At 69.1% G+C, this 17,035-nt stretch carries 16 protein-coding genes and 1 riboswitch; all 16 genes read left to right on the top strand.

Features of this window, described 5'->3' with window-relative positions; translation table 11 throughout:
• Positions 1–25 precede the first annotated feature (25 nt).
• A riboswitch (cobalamin riboswitch) is annotated at positions 26–276 on the top strand.
• A 93-nt stretch (positions 277–369) separates the two neighbouring features.
• The 16 genes from GT347_RS03035 (at position 370) to GT347_RS02960 (ending at position 16,995) form a co-directional block, all read left to right on the top strand.
• Complete coding sequence (locus GT347_RS03035; protein ID WP_160550568.1) at positions 370–2,196, top strand: TonB-dependent receptor domain-containing protein; 1,827 nt, start codon at positions 370–372, stop codon at positions 2,194–2,196.
• Positions 2,181–3,518, top strand: coding sequence for a cobyrinate a,c-diamide synthase (locus GT347_RS03030; RefSeq protein ID WP_160550567.1), 1,338 nt, complete (start codon positions 2,181–2,183; stop codon positions 3,516–3,518). The genes GT347_RS03035 and GT347_RS03030 overlap by 16 nt, the downstream gene beginning before the upstream one ends.
• On the top strand, positions 3,515–4,066 hold the full coding sequence (cobU, locus tag GT347_RS03025) for a bifunctional adenosylcobinamide kinase/adenosylcobinamide-phosphate guanylyltransferase (RefSeq protein WP_160550566.1): 552 nt from the start codon (positions 3,515–3,517) through the stop codon (positions 4,064–4,066). The genes GT347_RS03030 and cobU overlap by 4 nt, the downstream gene beginning before the upstream one ends.
• Complete coding sequence (locus GT347_RS03020) at positions 4,063–4,965, top strand: ABC transporter substrate-binding protein (protein WP_160550565.1); 903 nt, start codon at positions 4,063–4,065, stop codon at positions 4,963–4,965. The genes cobU and GT347_RS03020 overlap by 4 nt, the downstream gene beginning before the upstream one ends.
• Positions 4,917–5,963 (top strand): FecCD family ABC transporter permease, encoded by a 1,047-nt coding sequence (locus GT347_RS03015; protein ID WP_160550564.1) that lies wholly within the window; start codon positions 4,917–4,919, stop codon positions 5,961–5,963. The genes GT347_RS03020 and GT347_RS03015 overlap by 49 nt, the downstream gene beginning before the upstream one ends.
• On the top strand, positions 5,960–6,736 hold the full coding sequence (locus GT347_RS03010) for an ABC transporter ATP-binding protein (protein ID WP_160550563.1): 777 nt from the start codon (positions 5,960–5,962) through the stop codon (positions 6,734–6,736). The genes GT347_RS03015 and GT347_RS03010 overlap by 4 nt, the downstream gene beginning before the upstream one ends.
• Positions 6,737–6,764: 28 nt before the next feature.
• Positions 6,765–7,334, top strand: a complete 570-nt coding sequence (gene cobO / locus GT347_RS03005) for a cob(I)yrinic acid a,c-diamide adenosyltransferase (RefSeq protein WP_160550562.1) — start codon at positions 6,765–6,767, stop codon at positions 7,332–7,334.
• A complete protein-coding gene (gene cbiB, locus GT347_RS03000; protein WP_160550561.1) occupies positions 7,331–8,278 on the top strand; it encodes an adenosylcobinamide-phosphate synthase CbiB in 948 nt (315 codons plus the stop codon). The genes cobO and cbiB overlap by 4 nt, the downstream gene beginning before the upstream one ends.
• Positions 8,278–9,255, top strand: a complete 978-nt coding sequence (locus GT347_RS02995) for an aminotransferase class I/II-fold pyridoxal phosphate-dependent enzyme (RefSeq protein ID WP_160550560.1) — start codon at positions 8,278–8,280, stop codon at positions 9,253–9,255. The genes cbiB and GT347_RS02995 overlap by 1 nt, the downstream gene beginning before the upstream one ends.
• Positions 9,256–9,291: 36 nt before the next feature.
• The gene (locus tag GT347_RS02990; RefSeq protein ID WP_160550559.1) at positions 9,292–10,101 is read left to right on the top strand and encodes an NYN domain-containing protein; all 810 of its coding nucleotides are present in this window, start codon (positions 9,292–9,294) and stop codon (positions 10,099–10,101) included.
• Positions 10,098–11,537, top strand: a complete 1,440-nt coding sequence (locus GT347_RS02985) for a cobyric acid synthase (protein WP_160550558.1) — start codon at positions 10,098–10,100, stop codon at positions 11,535–11,537. Before GT347_RS02990 ends, GT347_RS02985 begins: the two co-directional genes overlap by 4 nt.
• 118 nt (positions 11,538–11,655) lie before the next feature.
• The gene (locus GT347_RS02980) at positions 11,656–12,117 is read left to right on the top strand and encodes a hypothetical protein (RefSeq protein ID WP_160550557.1); all 462 of its coding nucleotides are present in this window, start codon (positions 11,656–11,658) and stop codon (positions 12,115–12,117) included.
• A 131-nt stretch (positions 12,118–12,248) separates the two neighbouring features.
• On the top strand, positions 12,249–13,469 hold the full coding sequence (gene argE / locus GT347_RS02975) for an acetylornithine deacetylase (protein WP_160550556.1): 1,221 nt from the start codon (positions 12,249–12,251) through the stop codon (positions 13,467–13,469).
• 38 nt (positions 13,470–13,507) lie between these two features.
• Complete coding sequence (locus tag GT347_RS02970) at positions 13,508–14,482, top strand: tripartite tricarboxylate transporter substrate binding protein (protein ID WP_160550555.1); 975 nt, start codon at positions 13,508–13,510, stop codon at positions 14,480–14,482.
• Between the two features lie 78 nt (positions 14,483–14,560).
• Positions 14,561–15,598, top strand: coding sequence for a nicotinate-nucleotide--dimethylbenzimidazole phosphoribosyltransferase (gene cobT, locus GT347_RS02965; RefSeq protein ID WP_160550554.1), 1,038 nt, complete (start codon positions 14,561–14,563; stop codon positions 15,596–15,598).
• Positions 15,599–15,732: 134 nt separating this feature from the next.
• A complete protein-coding gene (locus GT347_RS02960; RefSeq protein WP_160550553.1) occupies positions 15,733–16,995 on the top strand; it encodes a hypothetical protein in 1,263 nt (420 codons plus the stop codon).
• The last annotated feature ends 40 nt before the right edge of the window (positions 16,996–17,035 follow it).

Here is a 17,035-nt window from a genome sequence, read left to right as displayed (position 1 = left end):
GCGCTTAGTCCCTGTGGCGGGGTCGCATAGAATCGCCGCCGTTGGTGCTCGCGCCGCCGGTTCTCGGCAGCGCAGTTCAACGGGAAGCAGGAGGGCTGTCCGCCGACGGACATGCCCGACCTGCGCTGCCCCCGCAACGGTCGGTGGAAAGAGTCCGCAGCGTTATCGCGGACTCGCGTGTGCCCTCATGGCCACTGGATGCAAGCAAGGCATCTGGGAAGGCGAGACACACGGGTTCCACCCAGCCCGGATACCGGCCAACGACGTGGTCCTGCAGACGTTGCCCGAGTGGCGCGTCCGCAAGGGCCGATCGAGCCCAGAGCCGGCGGGGAAGCCGGCCAGGGCCGCCCTCACTGTCCGTCGTCTCTCATGAAAATCCGTCTCTCCCTGGTGGCGCAGGCCGTTGCCTGCCTGTCCACACTCGCCCTGGCGTCCGCCGCGCTGGCCCAGTCCTCGGCCGCATCGCTGAAGGAAACCGTGGTCACCGCCGACCGCACCGAGCAGCCGATCTCGGACGTGTTGTCCGACGTCTCGGTGGTCGACCGCGAAACCATCGAACGCAGCGGCGCGGTCGGCGTGGCCGACGTTCTCGCGCGCCTGCCCGGCATCGAGATCAGCCGCAACGGCGGCCCCGGCAACAACACCAGCGTGTACCTGCGCGGCGCCGAGTCGCGCTTCACCGCGGTCTACCTCGACGGCGTGCGCATCGATTCGCAATCGACCGGCGGCGTGATCTGGGAGCAGATCCCCCTGTCCCAGATCGAGCGCATCGAAGTGCTGCGCGGCCCGGCGGCCGCCGTGTATGGCTCCGACGCCATCGGCGGCGTGATCCAGCTGTTCACGAAGAAGGGCGAGGCCGGCTTCCACCCCTATGTGGGCGTGGGCGCGGGCACCCATGGCACCAAGAAGATCGAGGCCGGCGCCAGCGGCGCTTTCGGCACCGACAACGCCTTCGACTACTCCATCGGCGCGGCCCGCGAGATCAGCACCGGCTTCAACGCCCGCCCGCTGCCCACGCAGAACCCGGACAAGGACGGCTACCGCAGCAGCTCCGCCAACGCGCGCCTGGGCTTCAAGATCGACGCCCGCAACCGCCTCGACGCGAGTTTCCTGGCCAACGACATGGACTCGCAGTACGACAGCACGCTGCGCAGCAACGACACCAACTTCCACCAGCTGCGCACCGCAGGCCTCACCTACACCGGCCAGTGGACCGACTTCTGGAAGGCCACGCTGCAGGCCACCGCCTCGCGCAGCCGCTACGAGACGCAGCCCAGCTACTACCTGACCAAGACCGAGCTGCACAACTACCTGTTCCAGAACGAGTTCACCTTCGGCCCGCATCGCTTCACCGCCGCGCTGGAACGCCGGGAAGACAACCTGCAGAACGCCCCGATCGACCGCGACCGCTCGCAGAACGGCCTGGCCCTGGGCTATGCCTTCAAGCAGGGCCCGCACACCCTGCAGCTGCATGCCCGCCATGACCAGGACAGCGAGTTCGGCGGCAAGGACACCGGCAGCGCCGCCTACGGCTACGCCTTCAACGCCAACTGGCGCGCCACCGCGTCCATCGGCACCGCCTTCCGCGCGCCCACGCTCTACCAGCGCTTCTCGATCTACGGCCTGGGCACGCTGCAGCCCGAGACCTCGCGCAATGCCGAGGCCGCGCTGCGCTGGTCGCAGGGTGCGAGCGAGGCCAGCGTCACCGTCTACCGCAACAAGGTCGAGAACCTGATCACCTTCGGCGCCGCCGGCGGCTGCGGCTCCACCCTGGGCTGCTACCGCAACACCGCGCATGCCGAGTACTCGGGTGTGACCTTCGCCGGCAGCCAGAAGATCGCCGGTTTCTCGCTGCGCGGCTCGCTGGACCTGCAGGACCCCAAGGACGAGGACACCGGCAAGCAACTGGCGCGCCGAGCGAAGCAGCATGCGGTGCTGGGCGCAGATACCCGCTTCGGCGACATCGACGCCGGCGCGGAAATGCAGACATCCGCCCATCGCTGGGACAATGCGGCCAACACCACGCGCCTGGGCGGCTACACGCTGTTCAACCTCTATGCCAGCACCCGCATCGCCCGCGACTACAGCCTGGTCGCACGCATCGACAACCTCGCCGACAAGTCCTACCAGCTGGCCAATACCTACGCCACGCCCGGTCGTGTGCTGTACGTGGGCGTGAAATGGGCGCCGCAATAAACGAGCTCTCTGCCCGCTGCCCCGCGCTCCTGGTGGCGGCCCCGGCTTCCGGCCAGGGCAAGACCACCGTGGCCGCGGCCCTGGCGCGCCTGCACACCCGCGCCGGGCGCCGCGTGCGCGCCTTCAAGGTGGGGCCGGACTTCCTCGATCCCTACTGGCTCGAAGCCGCCACCGGCGCACCGGTTCATGCGCTCGACCTGTGGATGGTCGGCGAGCAGGGCTGCGCCGCCATGCTGCATGCGGCCGCGCAGGAAAACGACCTGATCGTCATCGAAGGCGCCATGGGCCTCTTCGACGGCCAGCCCAGCGCCGCCGACCTGGCCGAACGCTTCGGCGTGCCGGTGGTGGCGGTGGTCGATGCCGGCAAGATGGCCGGCACCTTCGGCGCGCTGGCCTACGGCCTGCGCCACTACCGGCCAGGCCTGCCCTGGGCGGGGGTACTGGCCAACCAGGTCGCCAGCCTGCGCCATGGCGACATGCTCAAGGCCGGCCTGCGGGATGCCGACGACTGGCTGGGCTCGCTGCCGCGCAGCGCCGACTGGGCCCTGCGCGAACGCCACCTGGGCCTGTCGGCCGACCTGCCGGCGAGCGAGGCCCTGGCCCGCATCGACGCGGCCGCCGACGCCCTGGCCGCCACGCCCCTGGCGGCGCTGCCGCTGGAGCGCTGGGCGGTGGACTTTCCCGCGCCCGCATCCACATCCGAACTGCCGGCGCTGCTGGCCGGCCGGCGGGTGGCGATCGCGCGGGATGCGTCCTTCGCCTTCGTCTACCAGGCCAATCTGGACACCCTGCGGGGCATGGGCGCCGAGCTGTCCTTCTTCTCGCCGCTGGCCGGCGAGGCGCTGCCCGACTGCGACGCCGTCTGGCTGCCCGGTGGCTATCCCGAGCTGTATCCGCGCCAGCTGGCCGAAGCCACCGCCAGCCGCGAAGGCCTGGCCGCGCACATCGCCGCCGGCAAGCCGGTCTGGGCCGAGTGCGGCGGCATGATGGCCTTGATGGACGAGATCTGCGACATGGAAGGCCGTAGCCATCCCGGCTGGGGCCTGCTGCCGGGCGTCACCCGCATGCAGCGCCGGCTGGCAGCCCTGGGGCCGCAGCAGCTGGCGCTGCCGGCGGGCACCTTGCGCGGCCATACCTTCCACTACTCGACCGCGGCCTCGCCGCTGCCGGTGGTGGCGCGCACCGCGCGGCCGGACGGCGGCTCGGCAGGGCAGGGCGGGGAAGCCGTCTATGCCCACGAAGGGGTGATGGCGAGCTACTTCCACGCCTGGTTCGCGTCCTGCCCCGAAGCGGTCGCCGCCTTGCTGGGCGGGCGCGCATGAGGGTGGCGGGCAGCGAGCTGGTGCTGGGCGGCCAGCGCAGCGGCAAGTCGCGGCGTGCCGAGCAGCTGGCGCAGGCCTGGCTGGCGGGCGATGCCGGGCATCGCGCGAGCTTCGTGGTGACGGCGCATGGCGGCGATGAAGAGATGCAGAGCCGCATCGAACGCCATCGCGCCGACCGGGCCGAACGCCTGCCCGGTGCGGCCACCGTCGAAGCGCCGCGCGCCCTAGCCGAAGCCATCGCCGCGCACAGCCGGGCCGACACGCTGATCGTGGTCGACTGCCTCACCCTCTGGCTCGCCAACCTCCATCCGCTGGACGAGTCCGGCATCGCGCAGGAGACGGATCGGCTCGCCGACGCCGTCGCGCAGGCCGCCGGCCCGGTCGTGCTGGTCTCCAACGAAATCGGCCTGGGCGTGGTGCCCATGGGCCGCGAGGTTCGCGCCTATGTGGACGCGCTGGGCCGCATCAACCAGGCGCTGGCGGCGGTCTGCGAGCGTGTCACGCTGGTGGCGGCCGGGCTGCCGCTGGTACTCAAGGGAAGCTTGTGAAGAAGATCGTTTTTGCCTTGTGGCTGGGCCTGCTCGCGGCTTGCGGCGCGGTGCAGGCGGCCGATGCCGGCCCGTCCGTCACCGATGGCCGGGGCCGTGTCATCACCCTGCCGCGGGTGCCCCAGCGCATCGTGACCCTGCTGCCCTCGCTGACCGAAAGCGTCTGCGCGCTGGACCAGTGCCAGCGCCTGGTCGGCGTGGACCGCTATTCCAACGCACCGGCCTTCGTGCGCGGCCTGCCGCAGGTGGGCGGCGGGCTGGATCCGAGCATCGAGGCCATCGTCGCCCTCAAGCCCGACGTGGTGCTGCTGGCCGTGTCCTCCCGGGCCAGCGCGCGGCTCGAAGCCCTGGGCATTCCGGTGGTGGCGCTGGAGCCCAAGACCCATGTCGACGTGCGCCGGGTGCTGGGCCAGATCGCCACGCTGCTGGGCTTGCCCACTTCGTCGGCCGACCGGCTCTGGCGCGAGATCGACGCCGGGGTGCTGGCCGCTGCCCAGTCCTTGCCCGAACGGGCGCATGGCATGCGGGTGTATTTCGAGGTGAGCCGCGGGCCGTATGCGGCCGGCGAGTCCTCCTTCATCGGCGAGACGCTCACCCGCCTGGGCGCACGCAACGTGGTGCCGGCATCGCTGGGGCCCTTCCCGCGCCTGAACCCGGAGTTCGTGGTGCGCGCCGATCCGGACGTGATCATGATCGGCAACCGCAGCATGCAGTCCATGGTGCCCTACCCGGGCTGGCAAAGCATGCGGGCGATGAAGACGGGCAATGTCTGTGTCTTCGGCCCCGAGATATCCGACGTGGTGGTGCGGCCCGGGCCGCGTATGGCTGAAGCCGCGCGCGCCATGGCCGAATGCCTCGTCGAAAAGTCGGCCAAGCGCCAGCCCGGGAAGGCCGAGTGACCAGGAGAAGGCCCTGGCTGCTGGGCGCGCTGCTGCTGGTCGCCTCCTGCGCGCTGCTGGCGCTGGGCGCGGCCATCGGCAGCACCGGCATCGACAGCCTGCGGGCGGTGCGGCAGGACCCTGTGGCCTGGCAGATCGTCTGGGACATCCGCCTGCCGCGCACCGCAGGCGCCTGGGTCTGCGGCGCGCTGCTCGGCCTGGCGGGCGCGGTGGCGCAGGGGCTGTTCCGCAATCCGCTGGCCGAACCCTATCTGCTGGGCAGCGCCTCCGGCGCGTCGCTGGGCACCGCGCTGGCGCTGCTGGTGGCGGGCCAGTCGCCGGCGGCGGCCATGGCGGGCGACTGGCTGATCCAACTGGGCGTGACCGGCGCGGCCTTCGTCGGCGCCGTGATCGCCGTGCTGCTGACCCTGGCCCTGGCGCGCGGCGCGCAGCACACGCTGCGCCTGCTGCTGGGCGGGGTGATCGTGGGTGTGGTGCTGGGGGCGGCCAAGGATCTCGTCACGCTGGCCGCGCCGCGCATCCTGGAAGCGATGCAGGGTTTCACGCTGGGCAGCACCGCCTTCCTGGGCTGGCAGGCGGTGGCGCTGATGGCGGCGGTGCTGCTGGGGTGTCTGATCGTGTCGCTGCTGCTGGCCCCGGTGCTCGACGGCCTGGCCCTGGGCGAGGCCACCGCCACCAGCCTGGGCCTGGCGCTGCCCACGCTGCGCGCCGCCCTGGTCGCCGTGCTGGCGCTGTGCACCGCCACGGCGGTGGCGCATGCCGGGCTGATCGCCTTCGTGGGCCTGGCCGCGCCGCACCTGGTGCGGCCGCTGGTGCGCAGCACGCATGCCGCATTGCTCATCCTGTCGGCCGGCATGGGCGGACTGCTGCTGATGGCGTCCGACCTGCTGGCCCGCGGCCTCTTCGCGCCGCTGGAACTGCCGGTGGGCGTGCTGACCGCGCTGCTGGGCGGCGGCTACCTGCTGTGGCTGATGCATCGCCGGGGAGCACGCCGATGAACACCGCCCTGAGTGCCCGCGGCCTGCACGCCCGCCTGGGCCGTGCCGAGGTGCTGCACGGCATAGCTCTCGATTTGCCGGCCGGCTGCTGGACCAGCATCGTCGGGCCCAACGGCGCCGGCAAGTCCACCCTGCTGAAGCTATTGGCCGGCCTGCTGCCCGCCAGCGCCGGAAAGGTGGAACTGCAGGGCAGGGCGCTGTCCGACTGGCCGGCCCGCGAACGCGCCCGCCAGCTCGCCTGGCTGGGCCAGGGCGAAGGGGCCGACGGCGGTGCCGACGACCTCAGCGCCTGGGACGTGGCCATGCTCGGCCGCCTGCCGCACCGCCCCTGGCTGGCGCCGCCCGGCCCGGCCGACCGCGCCGCCGTCGAACAGGCGCTGCGCGCCACCCATGCCTGGGACTGGCGCGACCGTCCCCTGGGCGAACTCTCCGGCGGCGAACGCCAGCGGGTACTGCTGGCGCGTGCGCTGGCGGTGCAGGCCCGGGTGCTGCTGATGGACGAGCCCCTGGCCAACCTCGATCCGCCCCACCAGTCCGACTGGCTGGCCCTGGTGCGCGGCCTGGCCGCACAGGGCGCGGCCGTGGTCAGCGTGCTGCACGAGATCGGCTTCGCCCTGCACGCCGACCATGTCGTGGTGCTGCAGGCCGGCCGGGTGCTGCATGCCGGCGCGCCGCACGATGCGGCCACCCATGCGGCGCTGGAAGCCGTCTTCGAACACCGCATCGCCATCGTGCCGCTGGAAGGCGGCTGGGCCGTCGTGCCGCGCGCCTGAAGCCGTGCCAACTCTACGAAAGACCTCCATGCAAATCGAAACCCCACCCACCGAGAAGCCCTACGAGAAGCCCGAGGGCGAACGCCGCGGCCTGGTCATCGTCAACACCGGCGACGGCAAGGGCAAAAGCACCTCGGCCTTCGGACTGGCCATGCGCGCCCATGGCCGCGGCAAGCCGGTGCACATCTACCAGTTCATGAAGGTGCCCTCGGCGCGCTTCGGCGAACACCGCATCTTCGAACAACTGGGCATTCCCATCGAGGGCCTGGGCGACGGCTTCAGCTGGAAGAGCCAGGACCTGGAGCGCAGCGCGCAGCTGGCGCGCGACGGCTGGGTGAAGGCACGCAACGCCATCCTGTCGGGCGAGTTCTTCCTGGTGGTGCTCGACGAGATCACCTACCCGCTGATCTACGGCTGGCTGCCGCTGCAGGACGTGCTCGACACCCTGCGCCAGCGCCCGCGCGAGGTGCATGTGTGCCTGACCGGCCGGCGCTGCCCGCCCGAGATCATCGAGCTGGCCGATACCGTCACCGAGATGACCATGGTCAAACATGCCTTCCAGGCCGGCGTGCCGGCGCAGCGGGGCATCGAGGATTGAGCGGACTGCCCTGGGCCGTCGCCGCGCTGGCCGTGCTGCTGGCGCTGGGGGTGGACATCGCCCTGGGCGAGCCGCGCCGCTGGCATCCGGTGGTGGGCATGGGGCGTTACCTCGGCTGGGCCGGCAGGCGGGTGGCGCCCCTGGGTGACTGCCCGCCGGGCCGCGACATGCCGGCTTTCTGGCGAGGTGCCGCGGCCTGGTTTGTCGGCGGACTGGCCTGCGTGCTGATCGCCTGGGCCGTGCAGGACCTGGCGATGCGCCTGCTGCATCCCTGGCTCGCCGCCGCCGTGCTCGGCCTGGCGCTCAAGCCTCTGCTGGCCTGGCGCATGCTGCGCGACGAGACCTCGGCGGTGGAAGCCGCGCTGGCCGATTCGCTGGGCGCCGGCCGGGCGCGGCTGTCCCGCCTGGTCAGCCGCGACACCTCGGTCTTGACCGCCTCGGAAGTCCGCGAATCCGCCATCGAAAGCCTGGCCGAGAACTTCAACGATTCGGTGATCGCGCCCCTGTTCTGGTTCCTGCTGCTGGGCCTGCCCGGCGCCGCGCTCTACCGTTTCGCCAATACCGCCGATGCGATGTGGGGCTATCGGGGCAGCCGCCAGGGCCGCTGCTGGGAATGGGCCGGCAAGTGGACGGCGCGGGCCGACGACCTGCTGTCCTGGCTGCCCGCCCGCCTGTCGGCCGCCCTGATGCTGGTCGGCGCGCCCCTGGCCGCGTGGCGCGCATTGCCCGCGCAAGCGCGCATCACCCTATCCCCCAACGGCGGCTGGCCCATGGGCGCCATGGCCCTGCGCCTGGGCGTGCGCCTGGGCAAGCCCGGCCACTACCTGCTGTTCCCCGAAGGCCGCGTGCCGCAGGCGGCAGACACAGCCGCCGCCCTGCGCTGCACCGGCCGCATCGTCCTTTCCATCGGTTTGCTCGCACTGCTGGGCGGAGTACTGCCCTGATGCCCTACCGCGCCCATGGCGGACCGGATGCTTCCGGTCCGGCCCCCTTTGATTTCTCGACCAACGCCAACGCCTGCGGCCCTTGCCCGAGCGCGCTGTCCGCCGTGATGCGGGCCGACCCGCGCGCCTACCCCGATCCCGCCTATCAAGCCCTGCGCCACGACCTGGCCGCCCACCACGGCGTGGACGTGGCGCGCATCGTGCCCGCGGCCAGCGCCAGCGAGGCCATCCTGCGCCTGACCGCCCGCGCGGTGCAGCGCGGCATCCGGCGAGCCGTGCTGCCCGGCTATGCCTACGGCGACTACCGCCACGCCGCCGAAGCCTGGGGCCTGGAAGTTCAGCTGCGCGGCGCCGACACCGCCCATGCGCTGGCCTGGGCCTGTGACCCATCGAGCCCGCTGGGCCTGTCCGACACCCCGGGCGAGAGCGACGGCGCCGCGCTGCGGGTGGTCGACCGCGCCTATGCGCCGCTGCGCCTGGAAGGCCCCGACCCCTGGGCCGGCCCCTCCGCCGACCGCTTCTGGCAGCTGTGGACCCCCAACAAGGCCCTGGGCATGACCGGCATCCGTGCCGCCTATCTGGTGGCGCCGCCCGGCGCGCAGGACGAGGCCGCAGCGCTCGACCGCCTCGCGCCGTCCTGGCCCATCGGCAGCCACGGCGTGGCCATGCTCGATGCCTGGTGCCGGGCGGACACCCAGGCCTGGCTGGCCGACAGCCTGGAGACCCTGCGCGGCTGGAAACTCGCCCAGCTCAACCTCTGCGAAGACCTGGGCTGGCACTGCCTGCCCTCGGTCGCCAACTTCTTCGCCGTGCGCCTGCCCGAGTCCACCCCGTCCGACCTGCCGGCCCGCCTGCGCGCCCTGGGCGTGCAGGTGCGCGACTGCGCCTCCTTCGGCCTGCCCGGCCACCTGCGCCTGGGCGTGCTGCCGCCGCCGGCGCAAAGGGCATTGGCCGACGCGGTGGCGCGCTCCCTCTAACATGCACGCCCCGCAGCCCTGATTTCCTTTTCCGCCATGGCACGCCCCGACAACGAAGACAACCGGTCCGTCGCCCTTTACTGGGACTTCGAGAACCTGCACGCCAGCCTGGTGGAAGACCGCTACGGCGAGGGCACCTACGGCAAGACCGACAACCGCTTCAAGGTGCAGGAGCCGCTGGTGGACGTGCAGGCCATCGTCGAGCTGGCCGCCTCCTTCGGCCCGGTGGCGATCAACCGGGGCTACTGCAACTGGCAGTTCTACGGCCGTTACCGCGACGCGCTGCTGCAGGGCGCGGTCGAGCTGATCCAGCTCTTCCCGCCCGGCGCCTCGGCCAAGAACGGGGCGGACATCAAGCTCTGCCTGGACGCGGTGGAAGACATCCAGCGCTTCAGCCATATCGGCACCGTCATCATCGTCGGCGGCGACAGCGACTTCATGCCCGTCTCGCAGAAGATCAAGGCCGCCGGCCGCACCCTCGTGGGCATCGGCACCCGGCGCTCCACCAACCGCCACTGGGCCAAGAGCTGCCACGAGTTCCGCTACTACGAGAACCTGATCGAGCAACCGCCCGAGGAACTGCCGCCCGAGACCCCCGCCGCCCCGCCGCCGCCCCCGCTCGACCCGGCCGCCGAGATGCTGCGCCGCGCGGTGCACCTGCTGGCCGAGACCAAGGGCGACCCCTGGGTGAACAAGGGCTCGATCTTCCACATGATCAAGCGCCTCGACCCCACCTTCGACCCCAAGGAATACGGCCACGCCAACTTCCCCGCCATGGTGAAGGCGCTGGACGGCATCGTGGAAGTCAGAAAAGGCGATTCCGACCAGCAGGTTCGATTGCTGTGACCGCGCGCTGCGTGATGGTGCTGGGCACCACCAGCGGCGCCGGCAAGAGCTGGCTGACCACGGCCCTGTGCCGCTGGTACGCCGACCAGGGCCTGAAGGTCGCGCCCTTCAAGGCGCAGAACATGAGCAACAACGCCCGGGTGGTGACCGGCGGCGAGATCGGCAGCGCCCAGTACTTCCAGGCCCTGGCCGCGCGCGCCGTGCCCGATGTGCGCATGAACCCGGTGCTGCTCAAGCCCGAGCGCGACACCGCCAGCCAGCTGGTGCTGATGGGCCAGGTCGACACCGCCCTGTCGCGCCTGCCCTGGCGCGAACGCAGCGCCCATGTCTGGCCCTTCGTGGCCGATGCGCTAGCTGCGCTGCGCGCCGAGAACGACGTGGTGGTCATCGAAGGCGCCGGCTCGCCCGCCGAGATCAACCTGCAGTCCAGCGACATCGTCAACATGAAGGTGGCGCGCCACGGCGATGCCCGCTGCCTGCTGGTCACCGACATCGACCGCGGCGGCGCCTTCGCCCATCTCTACGGCACCTGGGCGCTGCTGCCCGAGGCCGACCGCGCACTGCTGCGCGGCTTCGTGCTCAACAAATTCCGCGGCGACGCCAGCCTGCTGGCACCCGGCCCCGAGATGCTGCGCGAGATGACCGGCGTGCCCACGGTGGCCACCGTGCCCATGTTCTGGCGCCACGGCCTGCCGGAAGAAGACGGCGTGTTCGACGACCGCCCGGCCGGCGCCGCCGGCACGGTGCGCCGCACCATCGCGGTGGTGGCCTATCCGCGCATCAGCAACCTGGACGAATACCAGGCGCTGAAGAACATCGAAGGCGTGCGCCTGGTCTGGGCCCGCACGCCGGCAGAACTGCATGCCGCCGACTGGATCGTACTGCCCGGCTCCAAGCACACCAGCGGCGACCTGGCCTGGATGCGCTCGCAGGGCCTGGACGCCGCCGTCACCACCCACGCCGCCCGCGGCCGGCCGGTGCTGGGCATCTGCGGCGGCCTGCAGATGCTGGGCGAGGCCCTGGTCGATGCCCACGGCATCGACGGCAACGGCCCCGGCCTGGGCCTGCTGCCGCTGGTCACCGCCTTCTCACCCGAGAAGACGGTGCGCCACACCCGCGCCAGCTTCGGCACGGTGCGCGGCAGCTGGTCGGCGCTGTCGGGCGTTGCGCTGTCCGGCTACGAGATCCACCAGGGCCAGACCGCACCGCGCCCCGACCTGGCCGCGCCGCATGCGGTGCTGCCCGCCGGCCTGGGCTGGCAGAACGCGCACGGCAATGTGCTGGGGGTGTACTTGCACGGCATGTTCGAGGACCCGGCCGTGCTGCACGCCCTGTTCGGCGCCGGGGCCCCCACGCTCGACAGCGTCTTCGACGGCCTGGCCGCGATGGCTGATCGATGTTTCGACCCGCATGTACTGGACGGTTTGATCGACTGAGCATTTCGGCTCTCCCACGAGCCTGAAAGGATCAACGCATTCCATTCATGTGGGGCCAGGGGCGCCTCACAATCGGCACGCTCTGGAGCGCAGTTTCACATCAAGAATGAGCTGATTTATGCCGACTTATCTGCAAGTGTTGAATGGCTCCGATTTTTCCCTGAGCCCGAACAATCGCCTGGAATACAAAATCGAGGGCATCCATTACCGGGTTGAGGTGTTTCCCTGGATTCCGCGCGGCAGTTTCGGCTGGATGAGGTGGACCAAATTCGGCGCCGATGGCGCAACTCCACTTGCCAGCCAGGAATTTTTTGTGAACGAAATGGAATACAGGAGTTGGAGCGATGTCGAGGCTGCTCGGGAATCGAACGCCACGCCAGGCAGGATCAGGATTTCCGACCAGGTTCATCAACAAATCACCATGAAGGGCGTTCTGGCGTCCATATCGGCTCTGTTTCCTGAAACCCTTTTGAGAAAGAGATCGGAGTCGATTTTCAAAGCAGACATGGATTATCGCGTGGCGCCATTCCCCGACACAGCACCCGATTCGGTCGTCCTGATCAAATTCGTGCACTCGTAAGGCTGGCCGCTCGCGACAGGCTGGCCCCCCCGACCTAGCCGCGCGGCCCTGCAGGCTTTTGCCGGGCACAGGAATTGCCTCGGATCCGGGCCGGCATACGATGCCGGACTCCATCGTTTTTCGGATCCGCCATGAACGCCCCCTTCACACCGCCGAGCCACGCACCGGCCACCGCCGCCAACCTGGCCGCGCTGCCGATGATCGAGAAGTGGATCTCCTTTTCCTCGGTCTCGCGCGACAGCAATCTCTCCCTCATCGACTGGACCCGCGAGTTGCTGGAAAGCCAGGGCGTCCACTGTGAGCTGACCCACGACGACAGCGGCCGCAAGGCCAACCTCTGGGCCACGCTGCCGGCCGAGAACGGCGAGACCAAGGTCGGCGGCATCGTGCTCTCCGGCCATACCGATGTGGTGCCGGTCGACGGCCAGCCCTGGGACACCGATCCCTTCACCGCCACCCTGGTCGGCGACAAGCTCTTCGGCCGCGGCGTGACCGACATGAAGGGCTTCGGCGCCACCGCGCTCTGGCTGGTGCCTGAATTGTTGAAGCGCAAGCTGAAGCGCCCGGTGCACCTGGCCTTCAGCTATGACGAGGAAGTCGGCTGCATCGGCGTGCGCCGCATGATCGCCATGATGGTCGACAAGGGCTACCGCCCGGCCGGCTGCATCGTCGGCGAGCCCACCGGCATGCAGGTGGTGATCGCCCACAAGGGCAAGCACGGCTACAAGACTTCGGTGCGCGGGCACGAGGCGCATTCCTCGCTCACCCCGCTGGGGGTGAACGCGGTGGAAGTGGCCTGCGAGTTCGTCACCAAACTCAAGACCATGGCGCGCCGCCTGGCCGCCGAAGGCCCCTTCGATCCGCTGTTCGACGTGCCCTACACGACGGTGCATACCGGCGTGATCCAGGGCGGCACGGCGCTCAACATCATTCCGCGCGACTGCGAGATCGCCTGGGAGATCCGGCATCACCATCTCGACTCTCCGCTGACCCTGTTCAACGAGGCCAAGGAATTCGCCGACAGCCTGATTCCCGCCATGCAGGCGGTGGCGCCCGAGACCGGCATCACCCACCGCCAGACCTCGGTGCTGCCGGGCTTTGCCACCGACGCCGCCAGCGAGATCGCGCAGATCAGCTTTCGCTGCGCCGAGGTCGATGGCGCCAGCCAGGCGGTGAAGGTCTCCTTCGGCACCGAGGCGGCGCTGTTCCACCAGGTCGGAGTGCCCACCATCGTCTGCGGCCCGGGCCATATCGCCCAGGCGCACCAGCCCAACGAATGGGTGACGCTGGACCAGCTGGCCTGGTGCGAGCGTTTCATGCGCCGCCTGGCCGACGAGCTGTGCGTGAACTGATACGACCCATTTTTTCCCCTTCCCCTCAGAAAGCAGAAATGACCGCAGACCGCCGCCGCTTCATCGGCGCCACCTTCGCCCTGGGCGCCACCGCGGCCGCCGGCCGTGCCTTCGCCCAGGCGCCCAGCCAGGTCACCCATGTGGTCGTGCCCTTCGCGGCCGGCGGCGTGCAGGACATCCTGGCGCGCTCGTTCTCCACCGAACTCGGCCTGGCCCTGGGCCAGCCGGTGCTGGTGGAGAACCGCGCCGGCGCCGGCGGCACCGTGGGAACCAGCTACGTGGCCAAGGCCGCGGGCAACAGCAACACCATGGTGCTGGCGGCGGCCAGCCACAACATCGCCGGCACGCTCTACACCAAGCTGAACTACGACCCGCAGAAGGACTTCGTGCCCATCGCGCACATCGGCACCGCCGACTACGTGCTGATGATCCACGCCGACGTGCCCGCCAAGACGGTGGCCGAATACATCCGCTACGCCAAGGCCAACCCCGGCAAACTCAACTACGCCACCAGCGGCGTGGGCAGCGCCACCCACCTGGCCATGGCCTACTTCAACGGCAAGGCCGGCATCGACGTGGTGCACATCCCGCTGAAGGCCACCGGCGAGGCGATCAACGAGGTGCTGTCGGGCCGGGCCCAGTCCATCATCGCCGCCAGCATCGGCGCGCTGGCCTTCACCAACGACAGCCGTGTGCGCCTGATCGGCGTGACCTCCACCCAGCGTTCCAAGTACCTGCCCAGCGTGCCCACCATCGCCGAGAGCGGCCTGCCGGGCTACCAGTTCGATTCCTGGTTCGGCCTGCTGGGCCCGGTCGCCACGCCGGCCGCGCAGGTCGCCAGGGTGAACGCGGCGGTCAACAAGCTGCTGGAGGATCCGGTGATCCTGGAGCGGCTGGACAAGCAGGGCATCCGCCCGCAGGCCATGAGCAGCGCCGATTTCGGCAAGCTGCTGGCGGTGGACTATGTGCGCATGGCCGAGGTGGTCAAGGCCTCCGGCGCCAAGGTGGAATAAGGCACGGCAGGTCAGGAGCGGGACAGGCGCCGGCCGATACACTCGCCGCCGCCTCAGCGCTTCTCTCCTGACCGTTCCATGACCTTCGTTCTTCCCTCCATCCCCGACCTGCGCGACGCCGCCCTGTCGGCCCGCCTCCAGCACCTGATCGACCACAAGACCAAGCCGCTGGGCTCGCTCGGCCGGCTGGAGTCGCTGGCGCTGCAGATCGGCCTGATCCTGGGCAGCGAATCGCCCCGGCTGCAGGCGCCGCAGCTGCTGGTCTGCGCGGCCGACCATGGGCTGGCGGCGCGTGGCGTGTCGGCCTATCCGAGTGACGTCACCTGGCAGATGGTGGAGAACTTCCTGGCCGGCGGCGCCGCCGTCAGCGTGCTGGCGCGCCAGCATGGCCTGGCGCTCACCGTGGCCGACTGCGGCGTGGCGCACGATTTCGCGCCGCGGCCCGGCCTGGCCGAACTGAAGATCGCCCGCGGCACCGCCGATGCTTCCACCGGCCCGGCCATGACCGCCGCCCAGCGCGACCACGCCCTGGCCAACGGCCAGTCGCTGGTGCGCGGCCTGCCCGGCAATGTGCTGCTGCTCGGCGAGATGGGCATAGGCAACACCTCGGCCGCCTCGCTGCTGCTGGCCCGCCTGGTGGGCGTGCCGCTGGAGGAATGCACCGGTGCCGGCACCGGCCTGGACGAGGCTGGCATCGCCCGCAAGGTGGCGGTGCTGCGCGGCGTGCTGGCCCTGCATGCCGATGCGCAGACGGCGCTGGATGCCCTGGCCGCCTTCGGCGGTTTCGAGATCGCCACCCTGGCCGGCGCGGTGCTGCAGGCCGCGGCCGAGCGGCGGGTGATCGTGGTCGACGGCTTCATCACCAGCTCCGCCGTGATGGTGGCCGCGGCCCTGGCGCCGAAGGTGCTCCAGCGCTGCGTGTTCGCCCACCGTTCCGGCGAACGCGGCCACGGCGCCATGCTGGCCCACCTGGGCGCCGAGCCGCTGCTGTCGCTGGGACTGCGGCTGGGCGAGGGCTCCGGCGCGGCGCTGGCCTGGCCGCTGCTGCAGTCGGCCTGCCTGGTGTTGCAGGAGATGGCGAGTTTCGAGGCGGCGGGGGTTTCGACGGCGGCTTGACAAGAGCTTGGCCGCAACAGTAACGCCTTCGAGATATGGCGCCGTCTGGACCAAATGGCCTATTGGATGGTGGGTGCACGCTTCGATGACAACGCGAAAATATGGAGCCATCCCCAATTTCCGAGGAGCTCGATATGCCGACCTATCTCAAGATAGTGAGCCATCCTGCCGCCAGTTTTCATGCCTATCGCGGAGGCATCAGAGTCGCATTCGCCGATCCCACCGCCCCCGACTGGCAGATTGCGGCCCATTTTTCGAATAATCAATTCGAGTATGGCGATTCAATATGCTGCGAATCGGATCGGGAGCCGATTGCCACCGAGGGCATCAAGGCGGCGGAAAGCAAGTTAAAAATAACCTCCGATAACCTGCAGCGCATGGAGTGGGCCGGCAATTTTTCCGAGCGCGTGCGGCTCATGAATCCCGTCATGCACTTGGGCAGGCCGGCAGACTTCGCTCTGGAGCTTTACAAGCCGATATTGTTGAAGCCTCTCCCAGAGGCCTGTCCGTATTTTGCTCTGCGGCTTTCATTGTTGAACGAAAGCGTAGGAAATGAGGTAAGTTTGCTTTGTTATGTTAATGCTCTGCTTAATGGGTCGCTGGTTCGGATGCAAATTCCGGAATCCCTGCTTCGGGAAGAACGGAATTATTGCTTTCTGATGAATGGCCAGTATTTTGGTCATATTGAGGGCGGACGCGTCTACGGATGGCATGGGAATGGCATAAAGGACGGTCTCTGCTATTACAGCAATGAAAATACAAAGCCCGGCGACAAGTTCGAGTTGCGTTTGGGGAGTGAAACCGGGCCCGTGGTTTATAGCGATGTTTTTGGAATTTCAGTCTCGCTGGAAGGAACGAAGATTTCGCTTGGGCTCTCCGAAACCTTGGTCAAGAGCGGGCTGAATATTTCCTTTTTCAAGAATGATCAGTACGTCGGCGACGTGATCGACGGCGTTGTCAATTATTGGCGTGGCGGAAAACTGCAGGATGGTACGCTCAGTTTTTACCGGGAGGACGGTGCCCCAGGCGACCTGTTCGAGGTGCGTAAAGGCGGAAAGAATGGCGAGGTTATCTACAGCAAGACCTTCGGTATTTCCGCTTGGCTTTTCAATGGAACGATGTTCCTGCGTCTTGACGACAAGCTTCTGGACCCGAACGCGGGCGTATATACCGGGTATCTGAATGGAATCTATAGTGGCGGCATCGATAATGGCACGCGATACTACTGGAACAAATACAATGCCGGCGACGGGTTTGTCCTTCTTGGCGCGACCGGCGTGTCGCGTGACGACGTGTTCGAATTGCGCCGGGGCGGCGATAACGGCCCCGTCATCTACAAAACCGTGCTTGGATATACATCCGATCTGGCCATGGTCGGAAAATCTGCAAATGGATGAGACGTGCTCTGGCCTATTTGTGGTCGATGGGTGCCGGTGA

The sequence above is a fragment of the Xylophilus rhododendri genome, from assembly GCF_009906855.1.
GTDB lineage: Bacteria > Pseudomonadota > Gammaproteobacteria > Burkholderiales > Burkholderiaceae_C > Xylophilus > Xylophilus rhododendri.
The sequence above is the reverse complement of the archived record's forward strand: the minus strand, read 5'-3'. Positions and strand labels throughout refer to the sequence as shown.

Coding starts and splice junctions, on each gene's coding strand:
- GT347_RS03035 (WP_160550568.1), top strand. CDS start 370: ATGAAAATCCGTCTCTCCCTGGTGGCGCAGGCCGTTGCCTGCCTGTCC.
- GT347_RS03030 (WP_160550567.1), top strand. CDS start 2,181: ATGGGCGCCGCAATAAACGAGCTCTCTGCCCGCTGCCCCGCGCTCCTG.
- cobU (WP_160550566.1), top strand. CDS start 3,515: ATGAGGGTGGCGGGCAGCGAGCTGGTGCTGGGCGGCCAGCGCAGCGGC.
- GT347_RS03015 (WP_160550564.1), top strand. CDS start 4,917: ATGCCTCGTCGAAAAGTCGGCCAAGCGCCAGCCCGGGAAGGCCGAGTG.
- GT347_RS03010 (WP_160550563.1), top strand. CDS start 5,960: ATGAACACCGCCCTGAGTGCCCGCGGCCTGCACGCCCGCCTGGGCCGT.
- cobO (WP_160550562.1), top strand. CDS start 6,765: ATGCAAATCGAAACCCCACCCACCGAGAAGCCCTACGAGAAGCCCGAG.
- GT347_RS02995 (WP_160550560.1), top strand. CDS start 8,278: ATGCCCTACCGCGCCCATGGCGGACCGGATGCTTCCGGTCCGGCCCCC.
- GT347_RS02990 (WP_160550559.1), top strand. CDS start 9,292: ATGGCACGCCCCGACAACGAAGACAACCGGTCCGTCGCCCTTTACTGG.
- GT347_RS02980 (WP_160550557.1), top strand. CDS start 11,656: ATGCCGACTTATCTGCAAGTGTTGAATGGCTCCGATTTTTCCCTGAGC.
- argE (WP_160550556.1), top strand. CDS start 12,249: ATGAACGCCCCCTTCACACCGCCGAGCCACGCACCGGCCACCGCCGCC.
- GT347_RS02970 (WP_160550555.1), top strand. CDS start 13,508: ATGACCGCAGACCGCCGCCGCTTCATCGGCGCCACCTTCGCCCTGGGC.
- cobT (WP_160550554.1), top strand. CDS start 14,561: ATGACCTTCGTTCTTCCCTCCATCCCCGACCTGCGCGACGCCGCCCTG.
- GT347_RS02960 (WP_160550553.1), top strand. CDS start 15,733: ATGCCGACCTATCTCAAGATAGTGAGCCATCCTGCCGCCAGTTTTCAT.